Annotated in this window: 14 protein-coding genes and 1 pseudogene; 5 read left to right on the top strand and 10 right to left on the bottom strand. The window is 70.8% G+C overall.

Annotation, left to right across the window (positions count from 1 at the left end; genetic code table 11):
* Nucleotides 1–27 precede the first annotated feature (27 nt).
* Nucleotides 28–1,263 (bottom strand): pyridoxal phosphate-dependent aminotransferase, encoded by a 1,236-nt coding sequence (locus tag Tfont_RS03860; RefSeq protein WP_143968449.1) that lies wholly within the window; start codon nucleotides 1,261–1,263, stop codon nucleotides 28–30.
* Nucleotides 1,264–1,367: 104 nt separating this feature from the next.
* Between Tfont_RS03860 and Tfont_RS03855 the strand changes: the two genes are divergently transcribed.
* The 5 genes and pseudogenes from Tfont_RS03855 to Tfont_RS03835 form a co-directional block, all read left to right on the top strand.
* Nucleotides 1,368–1,751, top strand: a complete 384-nt coding sequence (locus Tfont_RS03855; protein ID WP_068606441.1) for an Mth938-like domain-containing protein — start codon at nucleotides 1,368–1,370, stop codon at nucleotides 1,749–1,751.
* Nucleotides 1,752–1,840: 89 nt separating this feature from the next.
* Complete coding sequence (locus Tfont_RS03850; protein ID WP_068606443.1) at nucleotides 1,841–2,317, top strand: peroxiredoxin; 477 nt, start codon at nucleotides 1,841–1,843, stop codon at nucleotides 2,315–2,317.
* An 81-nt stretch (nucleotides 2,318–2,398) separates the two neighbouring features.
* Complete coding sequence (locus tag Tfont_RS03845; RefSeq protein ID WP_143968448.1) at nucleotides 2,399–4,096, top strand: PhoH family protein; 1,698 nt, start codon at nucleotides 2,399–2,401, stop codon at nucleotides 4,094–4,096.
* 98 nt (nucleotides 4,097–4,194) lie between these two features.
* Nucleotides 4,195–4,446 (top strand): type II toxin-antitoxin system Phd/YefM family antitoxin, encoded by a 252-nt coding sequence (locus Tfont_RS03840; protein ID WP_143968447.1) that lies wholly within the window; start codon nucleotides 4,195–4,197, stop codon nucleotides 4,444–4,446.
* Nucleotides 4,443–4,813: pseudogene (locus Tfont_RS03835) on the top strand (PIN domain-containing protein); the annotation flags it as partial. The gene Tfont_RS03840 and the pseudogene Tfont_RS03835, both read left to right, overlap by 4 nt.
* Here Tfont_RS03835 and Tfont_RS03830 read toward each other — a convergent pair.
* From Tfont_RS03830 to queG, 9 genes are all read right to left on the bottom strand, one after another.
* Nucleotides 4,813–7,878: an efflux RND transporter permease subunit gene (locus tag Tfont_RS03830; protein ID WP_143968446.1), complete on the bottom strand. Its 3,066-nt coding sequence runs from the start codon at nucleotides 7,876–7,878 to the stop codon at nucleotides 4,813–4,815. The pseudogene Tfont_RS03835 and the gene Tfont_RS03830 sit on opposite strands and share 1 nt — an antisense overlap.
* Nucleotides 7,879–7,899: 21 nt before the next feature.
* The gene (locus tag Tfont_RS03825) at nucleotides 7,900–8,946 is read right to left on the bottom strand and encodes an efflux RND transporter periplasmic adaptor subunit (protein WP_068610726.1); all 1,047 of its coding nucleotides are present in this window, start codon (nucleotides 8,944–8,946) and stop codon (nucleotides 7,900–7,902) included.
* 336 nt (nucleotides 8,947–9,282) lie between these two features.
* Nucleotides 9,283–9,720 carry a ribonuclease HI gene (gene rnhA / locus Tfont_RS03820; protein WP_068610729.1) on the bottom strand — a complete coding sequence of 146 codons (438 nt, stop codon included), beginning with the start codon at nucleotides 9,718–9,720 and terminating at the stop codon, nucleotides 9,283–9,285.
* The gene (locus tag Tfont_RS03815) at nucleotides 9,717–10,538 is read right to left on the bottom strand and encodes a class I SAM-dependent methyltransferase (protein ID WP_143968473.1); all 822 of its coding nucleotides are present in this window, start codon (nucleotides 10,536–10,538) and stop codon (nucleotides 9,717–9,719) included. Before Tfont_RS03815 ends, rnhA begins: the two co-directional genes overlap by 4 nt.
* An 84-nt stretch (nucleotides 10,539–10,622) precedes the next feature.
* Complete coding sequence (locus tag Tfont_RS03810) at nucleotides 10,623–11,570, bottom strand: hypothetical protein (protein ID WP_143968445.1); 948 nt, start codon at nucleotides 11,568–11,570, stop codon at nucleotides 10,623–10,625.
* Nucleotides 11,571–11,675: 105 nt separating this feature from the next.
* Entirely contained in the window at nucleotides 11,676–12,374 is a 699-nt protein-coding gene (locus Tfont_RS03805) for a hypothetical protein (protein ID WP_082955571.1), read from the bottom strand.
* Nucleotides 12,375–12,466: 92 nt separating this feature from the next.
* Entirely contained in the window at nucleotides 12,467–13,459 is a 993-nt protein-coding gene (locus Tfont_RS03800; protein WP_068610733.1) for an MlaD family protein, read from the bottom strand.
* 3 nt (nucleotides 13,460–13,462) lie between these two features.
* A complete protein-coding gene (locus Tfont_RS03795) occupies nucleotides 13,463–14,284 on the bottom strand; it encodes an MlaE family ABC transporter permease (protein ID WP_260682247.1) in 822 nt (273 codons plus the stop codon).
* A 9-nt stretch (nucleotides 14,285–14,293) separates the two neighbouring features.
* Nucleotides 14,294–15,460 (bottom strand): tRNA epoxyqueuosine(34) reductase QueG, encoded by a 1,167-nt coding sequence (gene queG, locus Tfont_RS03790; protein ID WP_260682246.1) that lies wholly within the window; start codon nucleotides 15,458–15,460, stop codon nucleotides 14,294–14,296.
* Between the last annotated feature and the right edge of the window lie 53 nt (nucleotides 15,461–15,513).

Below are 15,513 nucleotides of genomic sequence, written 5' to 3'. Positions count from 1 at the left end.
TCATGAAAATCCGGGGGTTGCCAAAAATCACTCGGTGCCGTAGCGCCGCCGCAGGTGGCCCAGAAAGCGCGCGATGCGCCCGATCGCCTCGGCCAGGTCGTCCTCGTGCGGCAGGAACACCAGCCGGAAGTGGTCCGGCGTCGGGTAGTTGAAGCCGGTGCCCTGCACGATCAGCACCTTCTCCTCGGCCAGCAGGTCGTAGGCGAACTGCTGGTCGTCCTCGATCGGATAAATCTTCGGATCCAGGCGCGGGAACATGTACAGCGCCGCCTTCGGCTTGACGCAGCTCACGCCCGGGATCTCGGTGAGCAGCCGGTGCGCCAGATCGCGCTGGCGGCACAGCCGACCGCCCGGGGCTACCAGATCGTTGATGCTCTGGTAGCCGCCCAGCGCCGTCTGGATCGCCAGCTGCCCCGGCGTGTTGGCGCACAGCCGCATCGAGGCCAGCATGTTCAGCCCCTCGATGTAGTCCTTGGCGCGGCGCTTGTCGCCGGAGACGATCATCCACCCCGCGCGGTAGCCGCACGAGCGGTAGTTCTTGCTCAGGCCGTTGAACGTGACGAACAGGATGTCGTCCGCCAGCGACGCGATCGAGGTGTGGACGTTGCCGTCGTAGAGCACCTTGTCGTAGATCTCGTCGGCGAAGACGATCAGCCCGTGCTTGCGCGCCAGCTCGACGATGGCCTGCAGCACCTCCACCGGGTACAGCGCGCCGGTGGGGTTGTTGGGGTTGATGACGACGATGCCCTTGGTGCGCGGCGTGATCTTGCGCGCCATGTCGTCCAGGTCCGGGATCCAGCCATTGGCCTCGTCGCACAGGTAGTGCACCGGCGTGCCGCCCGACAGCGATACGGAGGCCGTCCACAGCGGATAGTCCGGCGCCGGCACCAGGATCTCGTCGCCGGCGTTGAGCAGCGCGTTCATGCTCATGGTGATGAGCTCGCTCGCGCCGTTGCCCAAGTAGACGTCGTCCACCGTCACGCCGGCGATGCGCTTTTCCTGCGTGTAGTGCACGATGGCCTTGCGCGGCGCGAACAGCCCCTTGCTGTCGGTGTAGCCGGCCGCCTGCGGCAGGTTGCGGATCATGTCCTGCACGATCTCGTCCGGCGGCTCCAGCCCGAACACCGCCAGGTTGCCGATGTTGAGCTTGATGATCTTGTGCCCGTCCTCCTCCATCTGGCGGGCCTTCTCGAGCACGGGCCCGCGGATGTCGTAGCAGACGTTGGCCAGTTTGGCGGACTTGTGGATGACGGTGGAGGACATGGCGCGTGGGTCGGAGTCGGGGCGGCGCAAGTGCCGCTCCGACAGGGGTGGAGCCTATAATTTCACCACAGTTTGCCGGCGATTCCCGGCCGGCTGCGCCCGCCATGAAGTTTCAGCCCGACCGCATCGACACCCTGTCCATACAGGCCCACGGCCCCGGCTGGGTGATGGTGGGCGGCCAGCGGTACGACAGCAGCATCGTCGTGAGCGCCAGCGGCCGACTGCAGGCGTGGGACTGCCGCCGCCACGCCGAACTGACGGCCCAGCACTTCGACCAGTTGGCCGCCGATGCGCCGGAGGTCGTCCTCTTTGGCAGCGGGCAGCGGCTGCGCTTCGTGCCGCCGTCCCTGCTGCGGGGCCTGATCGAGCGCGGCATCGGCGTGGAGACCATGGACACCATGGCCGCGGCCCGCACCTACAACATCCTGGCCGGCGAAGGCCGGCGGGTGGTGGCCGCGCTGCTCATCGAGGCCGCCGACGCGGCCTGAGGCCCTGCGCAAATGCGCTAAAATATCAAGATGTTCGGCGGTTCTTCCCGGACCAATTCGACCATCCAAACACGCAGGGGATTTGCTCCATGGCCGTCGTCGTCAACAAACCGATTCCCGAGTTCGAAGCCCAAGCGACCGGCGGCATCAAAGTCACCCACCAATCCCACCTCGGCCAGACGCTGATCCTGTACTTCTACCCCAAGGACCACACCCCCGGCTGCACGACCGAGGCCATGCAGTTCCGGGACCAGTACCAGGAGTTCATCGGCGCGGGGGCGCAGGTGTTCGGCGTCTCGCGCGACAATCTCAAGTCGCACGAGGACTTCAAGGCCAAACTGGAGTTGCCGTTCGAGCTGATCGCCGACACCGAAGAAAAGATGTGCCACATGTTCGGCGTCGTCAAGAACAAGATCATGTACGGCAAAAAGGTCAAGGGCATCGAGCGCAGCACCTTCCTGATCAGCCCCGAAGGCATCCTGCTGCAGGAGTGGCGCGGCATCAAAGTGCCGGGCCACGTGGACGAAGTCCTCAAGGCCGTGAAGATGCTCAAAAAAGTGGCTTGAAGCCCACACGCCGGGCGCCCTGCCCACCCCGCCGACCAGCCGCCCCATGGGCGGCTGCGGTTTTTCTGGCATGATGATTTCATGCCACTGCCCCCGCCCCCCAGCCGCAAGGCCGATCGCGTCGATCTCAAAAAATCCCCCCGCGCCACTTCGGCCCAACCGCCCGAGCCCACGGCGGACACCGTTGCACCAGCCGTCGCGCCCTCACCCTCGCCCGCGGCCGCCAGCGCTGCCGTTCCCGCCGCCTCGCCCCCATCGCGCAGCCGACGCACCGGGCAGCGCAAAGGCGCGGCCCCCGCCCCCGTGACCGAGGCGCCTGCGGCCGCCGCGCCGACCCCGGCCACCGCAGCGGCAAAGCCCACGCCGCGGCGCCGGTCCACGCACACCGGCCAAAAGCGCCTGTTCGTGCTCGACACCAACGTGCTGATGCACGACCCCAGTTGCCTGTTCCGCTTCGAGGAGCACGACATCTTCCTGCCGATGATCGTGCTGGAAGAGCTGGACAACAACAAAAAGGGCATGAGCGAGGTCGCGCGCAACGCGCGTCAAGCCAGCCGCACCCTCGACGCCCTGGCCGCCAGCGCCAACGGGGACATCCGCCAAGGACTCACCCTCGCCGCCCTGGGCAACGGCGAAGCCACCGGGACCCTGTTCTTCCAGACCGAGCTGCTGCCGCATGCGCTGCCCGTCGACCTGCCGCAGGGCAAGGCCGACAACCAAATCCTGTCGGTGGTGCAGGCCCTCAAGGGCCGCCACCCGGACCGCGACGTCGTGTTGGTGTCCAAAGACATCAACATGCGCATCAAGGCGCGCGCGCTGGGCTTGGCCGCCGAGGACTACGAAAACGACAAAACCCTGGACGACGCCGACATGCTCTACACGGGGGCGCTGGCGCTGCCGTCGGACTTCTGGACGCGCCAGAACAAAACCGTGGAGAGCTGGCAACAGGGCGGCCACACCTTCTACCGGATCGGCGGCGCCATCGTCGAGCAGTTGCTGCTCAACCAGTTTGTGTATTACGAGGTGCCGGGCGAGCCGCCGCTGTACGCCCGCGTCGTCGAGCTGCGCGGCAAGACCGCCGTGCTGCGCACGCTCAAGGACTACACGCACCTGAAGAACGCCGTCTGGGGCGTGGCCGCGCGCAACCGCGAGCAGAACTTTGCGCTCAACCTGCTGATGGACCCGGACATCGACTTCGTCACGCTGGCCGGCACCGCCGGCACCGGCAAGACGCTGATGGCGCTGGCCGCGGGCCTCACGCAGGTGCTGGACGAACGCCGCTACGGCGAGATCATCATGACGCGGGCCACCGTCAGCGTCGGCGAGGACATCGGCTTCCTGCCCGGCACGGAGGAAGAGAAGATGGGCCCGTGGATGGGCGCGCTGGACGACAACCTGGAGTTCCTGGCCCAGGGCGCGCGCAACAGCGCCGGCGAATGGGGCCGCGCCGCCACCAACGACCTCATCCGCAGCCGCGTCAAGATCAAGAGCATGAACTTCATGCGCGGCCGAACCTTCCTGAACAAGTACGTCATCATCGACGAGGCGCAGAACCTCACGCCCAAGCAGATGAAGACGCTGATCACCCGCGCCGGCCCCGGCACCAAGCTGGTCTGCATGGGCAACCTGGCGCAGATCGACACCCCGTACCTGACCGAGGGCTCCTCCGGCCTGACCTACGTGGTGGACCGCTTCAAGGGCTGGCCGCACGGCGGCCACGTCACGCTGGCGCGCGGCGAGCGGTCACGGCTGGCGGATTTTGCGAGTGAGGTGTTGTGAGCGGGACTTGACGCTCCATCCCGCAGCCGGACGGCTTGCATGGCACGCCGGCGCCCCCAGAATTCCGACCATTCTGGTTGAATTGGAGGGCGACTGCCATGCGTGCCTGGCCGATGCAGGAAGCCAAGACCCATCTGTCCGAACTCGTCCGCGAAAGCCAGCACCACGGACCCCAGGCCATCACGTGGCATGGGCGTGACGTCGCCGTCGTGCTGTCCCGCGCCGACTACGAACGGCTGACCGGCGCCCGCCAGTCCTTGGTCGACTTCATCCGGTGCTCCCCGCTGTTCGACAGCGACGACATCGACCTCTCCCGGGACGACAGCATGACCCGGGAGGTGGCGCTTTGAGCTACTTGATCGACACCAACGTTCTGTCGGAGCTGCGCCGCCGGCAGCCGGATGAGCACGTGGTGCGCTGGATGACCAACCGCCCGGCCAGCACGCTGTACCTGTCCGTCCTGACGCTGGGTGAACTGCGCAAGGGCATCGACGGCCTGGCCGACGGGGAGCGCAAGAGCCGGCTCATCGACTGGCTGGAAGTCGAGCTGCCCTCATTCTTCGCGGGGCGCGTCCTTCCCATCGACGCAAGAGTGGCGGACCGTTGGGGTCGGTTGCTCGCCTATGCAAAGCGGCCGCTGCCCGCCATCGACAGCCTGCTGCCGCCACGGCACTGGCCCACGGGCTGATCCTGGTGTCGCGCAATGTCAGGGACTTTCAGCACCCCGGTCCTTCCACCACCGTCCGATCCGGCCCCGGCACGCGGCGGCGGGCCAGCAGCAGGTACATCGTCGGCACGACGAAGATGGTCAGCAAGGTGCCCAAGCTCATGCCGCCGACGATGACCCAGCCGATCTGCTGGCGGCTCTCCGCCCCGGCGCCGCTGGCCAGCGCCAGCGGGATGGCCCCCAGCACCATCGCGCCGGTGGTCATCAGGATCGGGCGCAGGCGCAGCTCGGCGGCGCGGCGCACGGCGGCCAGCGTCTCCAGCCCCTGCTGGCGCAGCTGGTTGGCGAATTCCACGATCAGGATGCCGTGCTTGGTGATCAGGCCCACCAGCGTGACGAGGCCGATCTGGCTGAAGACGTTGAGCGTGCCGCCGGTCCACTTCAGCGCCGCCAGCGCCCCCAGCATCGACAGCGGCACCGACAGCATGATGATGAACGGGTCGAGGAAGCTTTCGAACTGCGCCGCCAGCACCAGGTAGATGAACAGCAGCGCCAGCACGAACACCAGCGCCAGCGCGCCGGAGGCGGCGCGGAATTCGCGGCTCTGGCCGTTGAGGTCGGTGGTGTAGCCCTCCGGCAGCACCTCGCGCGCGATCTGGTCCATCGTCGCCAGCGCCTCGCCGAGCCCGAAGTCCGGCGCCAGGTTGGCGGAGAGGGAAGCACTGCGCCGCTGCGCGAAGTGGTTCAGCTCGCGCGGCGCCACCACCTCCTGCACCTTGACCAGGGCCGACAGCGGCACCATCGCGTTGTTGCGCCCGCGCACGTAGAGCCGCTCGATGTCCTGCGGCACGCTGCGATCGCTGGCCGCGGTCTGCACGATGACGTCGTACTGCTCGCCCTCGCGCTTGTAGCGGCCGACCACGCGGCCGCCCAGCATCGTCTCCACCGTGCGCGCCACCGCGTCGACGCTGACGCCCAGCGCCGCGGCGCGCTCGCGGTCCACCTCCAGCCGCAGCTCGGGCTTGTTCATGCGCAGGTCGGTGTCCACCTGCAGGAAGCCCGGAACCTGCGCCATGCGGCGCTGGAACTCGCCGACCACGCGCGCCAGGTTGGCGTAGCTGTCGTTGGTGGTGATGACGTAATTGACCGGCCGCTCGCGAAAGCCCTGCCCCAGCGACGGCGGCGTGATCGGAAACGCCGTCACGCCCGGCAGGCCGGCGACCTTCGGCGCGATCTCGCGCGCCAGCTCCAGCGTCGAGCGCTGGCGCTCCTCCCACGGCTTGGCGCGGAAAAAGACGGTCGCCTGCGACACGGTGGGGTTGCCGACCAGCGCGAAGATGCGGTCGAACTCCTCGTACTGCGCGCCGATGCGCTCGATGGCGGCGGCGTAGCGCGAGGTGTAGGCGGCGGTGGCGCCGTCCGGCGCGTTGACGATGGTGAGGATGACGCCGCGGTCCTCCAGCGGCGCGAGTTCCTGCTTGGTGGTGCGCAGCAGCCAGACGCTTGCCGCCGCGCTGGCCAGCATCACCCCCACCACGGCCCAGCGCCAGCGCAGCGCCACCGCCAGCGCCGCGCCGTAGCCGCGAGTGAGCGCCTGCAGCGCTCGCTCCATCGTGCGGTCGAACCAGCCCGGCTGCGCCTGATGGCGCAGCAGCTTGGCGCACATCATCGGGGAGAGCGTCAGCGCCACGAACCCCGACACCAGCACCGCCCCGGCGAGCGCCAGCGCGAACTCCGCGAACAGCCGCCCGGTGCGCCCCGGCGTGAAAGCCAGCGGCGCGTACACCGCCGCCAGCGTCAGCGTCATCGCCACCACCGCGAACGCGATCTCGCGCGAGCCCTTGATCGCCGCGGCCAGCGGCGTCATGCCCTCCTCGATGTGGCGGTGGATGTTCTCCAGCACGACGATGGCGTCGTCCACCACCAGCCCGATGGCCAGCACCAGCGCCAGCAGCGTCAGCGTGTTGATGGTGAAGCCAAACAGCGCCATCAGCGCGAACGCCCCGATGAGGCTGACCGGAATCGTCACCAGCGGGATGATCGAGGCGCGCGCGCTGCGCAGAAACACCACGATGACCAGCGTGACCAGCACCACCGCCTCCAGGATCGTCGCGTAGACGGCCTTGATCGAGCGGTCGATGAACACCGAGTTGTCGTTGGCGACCTGCACGTCGATGCCGGGGGGCAGGTCGGCGCGCACCTTGTCCAGCAGCGCACGCACCGCGGCCGACATCTCCAGCGGGTTGGCCGTGGCCTGGCGGATGACGCCGAGCGACACGGTGTCGCGGCCGTTGAGGCGCACGGAGGAGCGCTCGTCGGCCGCGCCCTGCTCGACGCGCGCCACATCGCCGACGCGAATCGGCAGGCCACCCACTTCGCGGATCACCACCGCGCGGAACTGCTCCGGCGTCTGCAGGTCGGTGGCGGCGGTGACGTTGAACTCGCGCAGGCGGCTTTCGACGCGGCCCGCCGGCACCTCCAGATTGGCGCGGCGCAGCGCGTCCTCCAGATCCTGCACCGTCAGGCCGTAGGCCGCCAGGCGATCCGGGTCCGGCCACAGCCGCATCGAGAAGCGCCGCTCGCCGAAGATGCGCACCTCGGCCACGCCGGTAGCGGTCTGCAGCACCGGCTTGGCGATGCGGTTGGCCAGATCCGTCAGCTCCAGCGGGCTGTAGCGATCGGACGACAGCGCGATCCAGATGACCGGAAAGGCGTCGGCCTCCACCTTGGCCACCACCGGCTCGTCCACCGTCTGCGGCAGGCGGCCACGCACGCGCGCGACCTTGTCGCGCACCTCGGCGGCGGCGGCGTCGGGGTCGCGCTCCAGCCGGAAGCGCACCGTGATCTGGCTCTGCTCCGGCCGGCTGATCGAGGTGATGACGTCCACCCCCTCGATGCCGGCCAGCGAATCCTCCAGCGGCTTGGTGACGGTGGATTCGATCACCTCGCTGGAGGCGCCGGCCAGCCGCGTGGTGACGGTGACGACCGGCTCGTCGATCTTCGGGTACTCGCGCACCGCGAGCTGCTGGAACGAGACCCAGCCGACCAGCACGATCAGCAGCGACAGCACGGTGGCGAACACCGGGCGGCGAATGGCGATTTCGGGCAACTGCATGGGGCCGCTCCTCGCGCCGCGTCAGGCGCTAGGCCGCGCGGGGGCGCCGCCGCCGGGCTGACCAGCGCCGGGTTTGCCGCCGCCTGAGGCCCCCGCCGGCCCGCCCGGCCCGGGGCGGTTCGGGTCGACGACGCGCACCGGCGTGCCGTCGCGCTGCAGGCGCTGCTGGCCGGCGATGACGATGGTGTCACCGGCCTGCAGGCCTTGGGTGACCTGTACCTGGCCGTCACGGCGCAGTCCCAGCCGCACGGCGACGCGCTCGACCTCCGGCGGAGCTTCCCCTGCCGCCGGGCGCAGCCGCCAGACGAAGAACTGCTGCCCCTGCGGCACGATGGCCTCCTCCGGCACCAGCAGCGCCGCGTCGTCGCGGCCCAGCTCCAGCGCCACGCGCACGAACATGCCGGGCTGCAGGCCGTGGCGGCCGCCGTCCAGCGCCGCGCGCACCACCAGCGCCCGCCCGTCGGCGTCCAGCGCCGGGTCGATGGCGACGATGCGCGCCGGCACCGTCTGCCCGGGGCGCGCGTCCACCTGCAGCCGCAGCGGCTGGCCGACGCGCACGCGCGGCTGCAGCCGCTCGGGCAGGCGAAAGTCCACCACCAGCTGCGACAGATCCTCCAGATGCACGAGCTCCGCGCCGTCCTTGACGTACTCGCCGACGTGCACGGCGCGGATGCCGGCCACGCCGTCGAACGGCGCCACGATGCGCATGCGGGCCAGCCGCGCCTGCGCCAGGTCCACCTGCGCCTGGGCCACCTGCACGGCGGCGCGGCTTTCGTCCAGCACGCGCTGCGCGACGAAGCCCTGTGCCACCAGCTCCTCGTGGCGGCGCAGGTTGGCCTGCTGCACCGTCAGCTGCGCCTGCGCCTGGGCCAGCTCTGCGCGTTGCAGCGCATCGTCCAACTGCACCAGCAGCTGCCCCTTGCGCACCGGGGCACCGTCGCCGAAGCCGATGGCGACGATGCGCCCGGCCACCTCCGGCCGCACCACGACGCGCTGGCGCGCCATCAACGTGCCCACGGCCTGCGACTCCTCCACGATCGGGGCGGTCTCGACCGGCGCCACTTCCACCGCCGGCGGGCCACCGCGGCCGGGGCCGCCCGGTCCCGCCGCGCTGGGACTTCCCGAGCGTCCACCGGGCGCCCCGCCCGACGGGGCCGCCGCCGGACTGCCCGGCGCACCAGTGGCGGCCACGGCGGAAGCAGGCCCTGGGTCAGCGCCCGCCGGCGCCGGCCGCTGCCACCACCAGGCGCCCGCGGCCAAGGCGATCAATGCGGCCCCCGCCAGCGATGCCACCGGTCTGTTGCCTAAAGCCATGCCGTGTTCCCGTCGTGGTCGTCAATGGACATGCACTGTAGCGGAAGCGCGTTTCCGCCGTGTAAACGCGTGGGACGGCCCCGCCGCGGATTAGCGCCCGGGGACGCCGCGGTTGGCCAGCGCGTCGGCACGCTCGTTACCGGGGTCGCCGCTGTGGCCGCGCACCCAGTGCCAGTGGACCTCGTGGCCGCGGCCGTGCACCAGTTCGTCCAGCCGGCGCCACAGGTCGTCGTTTTTGACCGGTTTGCGCTCGGCGGTCTTCCAGCCGCGCGCCTTCCACCCGGGCAGCCATTCGGTGATGCCCTTGCGCACATATTCGCTGTCCAGGTACAGGTGCACGCGGCACGGGCGCTTGAGCGCCGCCAGCGCCTCGATCACCGCGGTCAGCTCCATGCGGTTGTTGGTGGTCTGCGGCTCACCGCCCCAGAGTTCTTTTTCGGCCTGGCCCGCGCGCAGCAGCGCGCCCCAGCCGCCGGGCCCGGGGTTGCCCTTGCAGGCCCCGTCGGTGTAGATGGTGACGTCGGTCATGGTCGGGAGGGATCACCGTCGCGGCGCGCCACGACGGCCGGGGCGGCGGCGGCACGCGTCGGCCGCCACGCCGGCCCCAGCAGGTGCATGCCGCGCACGCGCTTGACGGCAACGATGAAATACACGGCACCCAACGGTGCCCAGGCCCACGGGCCCCAGCGGTCCATCCAGGCCCAGCGCTGCAGCCAGCGTTCGCTGCGCACGGTGGGGCGGTAGCAGCCGTAGGCCAGCTGCTCGACTTCCAGGCTCAGCAGCCGCAGCCAGTCCTGCAGCCGCCACGGCCCGATGAAGGCGCCGGCCTCTGGCAGGTACAGCCGCGCCAGCCGCGTCCGCCCAAGGCCGATGCGCGCCATCCAGTGCGCGCGGTGTTGGCGCAGCCCCCACCAACTGGCGGGGTTGAGGCCGGTGATGACCACCCGCCCGTTGGGCACGAGCACACGCTCCACCTCGCGCAAGACGGCATGCGGATCGGCGCTCAGCTCCAGCGTGTGGGGCAGCAGCACCAAATCCAGGCTGGCGGCAGGAAACGGCAGCGCCGCCGCATGGCTCACAAGGTCCACCCGCCGCCCTAGAGGGGTGAGCGCGAGGGGCAATGCGGCGTTGGACGTGTCCGGTGAATCAGGCGCATGAGGCGAGCCTGGCACCTCGGGCAGGGCCAGCCAGCGGTGCGGCATGCGGTTGCCCGCCAGCGCATCGAGTTGGGGCAACCCCAACTGCAGGGCGTGGTAGCCAAAGGCGTCGGCGACGGCTTCGGCAAACCGCGTCCGCTCCCAGTCCAGCAAATACCGGCCCGGCGGGGTCTGGAACCACGCGGCCAGCTCCCACCCCAGGGTGGAGGGGGCCCGTGCGGGGGCGTCGGTGGATGGGGCGCCGTGCAGCGGTCCGCTCACGATCGGGGGCGATCAGTCGGGGGCCACATCCACCGCGGCGGGTGCTGGGGCCTCGCCCAGGACGGTGGCGCGCACCATCTCGCGCATCAGACGCTTCTCCGGGAAGCTCAGATTGCGGCCCAGCTCGCGCCGGATCTGCATCAGGATGCGCCGGTCGGTCTCCGGCGGCACGCCGTGCTGGCTGCGCATGGCGTCGGCCAAATCCAGGCGGTCGTCTTCCGGCTCGTCAGCCCACCAGTCCTGGATGATGCGGCCAACCTGCGCGCGCCATTGCTCGTCGGGTTCGGCCTGCGCATCGGCGGGCGGTGCCCCCGCGCCGTCCGGCTCGTCACCCTCTGGTTGGCCGGCGCGCTGGGCATAGTAACCCGCGCCCGGCGTGGTCAGCGAATCCCACGCCCCCACCGGCACGGCCACGCGCCGGTCGGCCTGCATCAGCAGGCGGGCCCAGCTCGGGTCGTCGGCGGCCAGCCGGCTAAAGTCGTGCACCGCGTCGTCGGCCACCAACACCACGCGCGCGCCGCGCGCCTGGGCCTCGTCGATGTAGGGGATCAACCGCTCGTCGTCGCTGGCCACGAGCAGCCAGGCGGCCCCGTGGCGGGCCAGTTGGATCAACTCCTGGCCCAGGGCGCGGACCAGGCTCAGGCCGCCATCCGTGGCATGCGGCGGCACCAGGCGCAGCACCACCTCGTCGTACAGATCGGTCGGCGCGGCATCGGTGTAGAGCACCGTGCGCAGCAGCGGGGATTCGGCCCCGGCCAATCGCGCCAGATGGGCCAGCACCGCCGCCAGCGGGGCGCGCTGGATGGCCGTGCGCGGATTGCCGGTGACCTGCGAGGCCAGCCACGCCAGATAACGTTCGTCGACCAGCGCGACGACGGATCCACCCCCCGGCTGGGGCTGCGCGCCCGCGCTGCCATGACGGCCAGGGGAACGTTTGTTGAGGTGAAATTTGGTTTTCATAAACGGGGATACTCCGGCTAAAGGCCGGGGGCGGCCAGGGCTGCCCCAAAGTCGATGCGGTAAGAAGGTGTCCGTGCCCACATTGTGCCGCAAGCGCGCGGACCGTCACGGCGTGCCCGTGGCAGCCGGCCCCAACACCCAGTCCAGCCGGCGCCGGGCGCGCGTGGCGGCTTCGGTGTCACCGGCGGCCTCGGCCAATCGCGCCTGCACGCCCAGCCACACCGCGAGTGGCCGCCGCCACCCCTGCTGCGATGCGGTGTCGACCATCAGCGACACGCCCGCGGCATCCAGACGGCCTGCCTGCCAGACCACCCCGCCGGCCACCAGCCGCGCCAGGGGATCGTCGATGGCCGCGAGCAGCCGCGCCAGCTCGGCCGGCGTGGCACCGGCTTCCAGCGCGCGGGCAATGGCTTGATGCGGGCCGGGCAGGTCGCTGGCCGTCGGACGGGCGGGGGATACGCCCCCCTCGCCCGCCTGCGCGAGCCCCAGGTAGGCGGCATACGCCCGTTCTTGGGGGCCGGCATCGGCCAGATAGGGCTGGGCCGCCGCGCAGGCATCGCGCGTCAAGGCGGCCTGCTCCACGGCACAGCGCGCCAGCGCGACACGCGCCAGCACGTCGGCCCGACCGGCGCTGGCCGCGGCCTCGTGCGCGGTGCGCCACTGCTGTTGGGCCGCGCGGCTGCGGCCGGTGAGCGTGGAAGTCACCGCCTGCTCGACGGCACGGCTGGCCTCGATGCGCCAGACCGGCACGGCTGGCGCGGCGCATCCGGACAGGACTGCCGCCACGGCGGCCAAGGCCACCATTGAGGCGATCCGAAACGCCATGGATGCCGCCGCGGACACCCCCTCGGACGACCGCTCGGCCCCGCCTCCCCATGAGAACCTCCCGTGTCGGCTCATGGCAGCTTCACCTCGGCGTCGCGGCTGAAGGGCCAACGGCGCTGGATGTCGAGGATCATGCCGTCGACGCGGCGCAGCGTCGCTTCCACCTCGACGCGCAGGGCGTCGAGGTCCTGCGTCGCGGACCGGGTGTTGACCGCGATGCCATGCACTTCCGCCAGCACGCCGTCCACCCGCTGCAGGGTCGCGCGCAGGCCAACCAGCAGGTCACGGGCCTCGCGTGCGCTGGCCTGCACATCGTCGGCCAGCCCTTGCGCGCCAAACACGCGCTGGTCGGTGCGCTGGACCAGCGCATCGGCACGGTCGGCCACGCCCTGCAGGCGCTGCAGCAGGCGGCGCACATCGTCCAGCGCGGCCGTGACGCGCGTCCGGTCGGCCTCGTTGCCCATGAGCACACCGAGCACGCCGTCGCGCCCGTTGGCCTTTTGCAGGAGCTGGCGCACCTCGCGCAGGCTGGCGTTGAGCGGGGCGTCAGGGTCGGTCATGGCCTTGAGCTGCTCCAGCAGCTCGCGCGCGGCGTTGACCATGCGCGGCAAATCCGCCAGCGCGTCGCCGCGCAGCACCTGGCGCTGGGCACCATCGGGCAGCAGCGGCCCCTCCAACACGCCGGTGTAGGCGCGCAAGCGGGTGCCGCCGACCAAGCCCCGCTCCATGGTGAAGACGCTGCTTTCGCGCAGCCAGTGGGCGTCGCGCCGCGCGACATCCACCAGGATGCGGGCGTAGCCGTCCCCGCCCAGCTCGATGCGCCGCACACGCCCGATGGGAAAACCGGAAAACGTCAAATCCATACCGACGCTCACCCCTTCGGCGTCGTCGGCCACCAGCACCAGGGTCTGCGTAGGCTCAAACACCCCACGGGCGTACAGCAGATAGGCGGCCGAGGCGACCAGCAGCCCGGCCAGCAGCACCAGCAGCCAGCGGGCGCGGCGCTCCACACCGGACGCACTGGCCTCGGCAGCCTCGGGGGGAAGATCGGACGCGTTGCGCATGCCTCAATAGTAGTTGCCAATGAGGGACGCGAGTTCCACGAGCAGCAGCACCGCCGCGGTGCGCACCAGGGCCCGGAGCTCGCCCTGCGGTACGGGCTCGAAGGCGGCGGCCATCGGCACGAGCGAGACGGCCAGCGCACACCCCACGGTCTTGAGGGCAAAGATCAATGTGACTGCCGGGTCGAAGATCTGCCCCACGGCACGCGTATAGCTCCCCAGCGCCCACGGGGTGAAGCCGTACAGATTGAGATACGCGAGAACCAGCGCCAGCACGCAGCTCAGTGCCACCAGCAACAGCGTCGCGAACACCCCGGCCAACACGCGGGGCAGCGCCAATTCGCGCATGGGGTCGCCACCCGCCCGGCGCACGTCGTCGAAAGCGCCCTCGTCACGCAGCCGCTGCAGGGCCAGGCCGTGCCCCAGGGTGACCCGCAGCAGCACGAACAACGCGGCGGTCAGCGGGATCAGCTCCAGCACCAGCACGCGCACCACCATCTCGACCGCGTACTGGGTGAGCCCATAGCCGATGGCGGTGACGACGACGATGCGTATCAGCACCTGCCCGAACAGGGCGGACAGCACCGCGTACCACCAGACGGCCGGGACGGCGGCGGCCACGAGCTGCTCGGCCAGTGCCCGCCAGCGCGCGCCGCGGTAGCTGGAGCGCATGCAGGCCCACGCCAACACCCGCCCCGTCAGCCGCAACAACGCCCCCCAGTGCCCCCAGGCATCGCCCCAGACCTGACCCCAAACCCGGGGCCAGACGTGCCCGACCCCGCGCTCGGTGCGCGGTCGGTCTGGTGGGGGCGGGGGTGGCGCAGCCATGACCGCATGTTAGTCCAGCAGCGCCCAGTCGATGTGCTCACGCACCAGGGGCGGCGTGGCCGGGTCGTCGCGCGCCGTGGCCAGCGCCGCCGCCAGCGCCGCCTGCGCCGCCCCGTCACCGCGCGCGCGGGCCGCTGCCCGCGCATTGCCCAGGGCCACGGCGAGGTTGCGCCGCCAGCGCTCGTAACCGATGCGGCGGATGGCGCTGCCCTCGGTGTGGCGCAAAAAATCCGCCTCGCTCCACGCCCACAGGTCCAGCAGGCGCGGCGCGGCCAGCGCCTCGCGCGCGTCGAAGTCGGGCAGCGGGCTGCGGCGGGCGTATTTGTTCCACGGGCACACGAGCTGGCAGTCGTCGCACCCGTAGATGCGATTGCCCAGCGCGCGGCGCAGGGGCACGGGGATCGGGCCGTCGTGTTCGATGGTCAGATACGAGATGCACCGCCGCGCATCCAAGCGGTAGGGCGCGGCGATGGCCCCGGTCGGACAGACGTCCAGACAGGCGCGGCAACGCCCGCAGTGCGCAGCCACCGGCGGCGTGGGGGGGAGCGCTCGGTCGATGAAAATCTCGCCCAGAAAAAACATCGAACCCGCGTCGCGGTGCAGCGCCAGCGTGTGTTTGCCGCGCCAACCCAGGCCGCTGCGCGAGGCCAGCTCCACCTCGAGGACGGGGGCGGAGTCGGTGAAGGGGCGCAGCACGGGTCGCGCGTCGCCACCCGCGGGGCCGGCCAGCTCGGCCTCGATGCGCTGCGCGAGCTGCTGCAGCCGCCGGCGCAGCACCTTGTGATAGTCCCGCCCGCGGGCGTAGAGCGAAACCGTTGCCGCATCCGGATCGGCCAGGCGCGCCCATTCGCGATCGCGCCAATCGGGCGGCGCCCCCCGGGGCAGATAGTCCATGCGTGCGGTGATGATGCTCAGCGTCCCTGGTACCAGCTCGGCCGGCCGGGCGCGGCGCAGGCCGTGCCGCGCCATGTAGGCCATGCCCCCGTGAAAGCCGGCCGCCAGCCACGCCTGCAGGCCGGGCTCGGCGCTCGAGAGGTCCACGCCGCTGACGCCGATCTGGGAAAATCCCAAGGCATGCGCCCACCCCCGGATGCGCTCGACCAGCCCCTCGCCCGAGGCCCCCGCGGGCTCGGATGGCAAATCGGGCTGCGGGCCCAAAGCGGGTGGCGGCTGCATGCCGCGCCATTGTAGAAAGTCCATGCCCTCGACCCCACCGCACCCGTCCCTTG

It is taken from the genome of Tepidimonas fonticaldi, assembly GCF_007556755.1.
Classification (GTDB): Bacteria; Pseudomonadota; Gammaproteobacteria; order Burkholderiales; family Burkholderiaceae_C; genus Tepidimonas; species Tepidimonas fonticaldi.
This window is presented reverse-complemented; position numbering and strand designations above follow the sequence as displayed.

What these genes read in the sequence shown, in the direction of transcription:
- Tfont_RS03860 (WP_143968449.1), bottom strand. Translation starts at nt 1,263, where the DNA reads ATGTCCTCCACCGTCATCCACAAGTCCGCCAAACTGGCCAACGTCTGC.
- Tfont_RS03855 (WP_068606441.1), top strand. Translation starts at nt 1,368, where the DNA reads ATGAAGTTTCAGCCCGACCGCATCGACACCCTGTCCATACAGGCCCAC.
- Tfont_RS03850 (WP_068606443.1), top strand. Translation starts at nt 1,841, where the DNA reads ATGGCCGTCGTCGTCAACAAACCGATTCCCGAGTTCGAAGCCCAAGCG.
- Tfont_RS03845 (WP_143968448.1), top strand. Translation starts at nt 2,399, where the DNA reads ATGCCACTGCCCCCGCCCCCCAGCCGCAAGGCCGATCGCGTCGATCTC.
- Tfont_RS03840 (WP_143968447.1), top strand. Translation starts at nt 4,195, where the DNA reads ATGCGTGCCTGGCCGATGCAGGAAGCCAAGACCCATCTGTCCGAACTC.
- Tfont_RS03830 (WP_143968446.1), bottom strand. Translation starts at nt 7,878, where the DNA reads ATGCAGTTGCCCGAAATCGCCATTCGCCGCCCGGTGTTCGCCACCGTG.
- rnhA (WP_068610729.1), bottom strand. Translation starts at nt 9,720, where the DNA reads ATGACCGACGTCACCATCTACACCGACGGGGCCTGCAAGGGCAACCCC.
- Tfont_RS03810 (WP_143968445.1), bottom strand. Translation starts at nt 11,570, where the DNA reads ATGAAAACCAAATTTCACCTCAACAAACGTTCCCCTGGCCGTCATGGC.
- Tfont_RS03805 (WP_082955571.1), bottom strand. Translation starts at nt 12,374, where the DNA reads ATGGTGGCCTTGGCCGCCGTGGCGGCAGTCCTGTCCGGATGCGCCGCG.
- Tfont_RS03800 (WP_068610733.1), bottom strand. Translation starts at nt 13,459, where the DNA reads ATGCGCAACGCGTCCGATCTTCCCCCCGAGGCTGCCGAGGCCAGTGCG.
- Tfont_RS03795 (WP_260682247.1), bottom strand. Translation starts at nt 14,284, where the DNA reads ATGGCTGCGCCACCCCCGCCCCCACCAGACCGACCGCGCACCGAGCGC.
- queG (WP_260682246.1), bottom strand. Translation starts at nt 15,460, where the DNA reads ATGCAGCCGCCACCCGCTTTGGGCCCGCAGCCCGATTTGCCATCCGAG.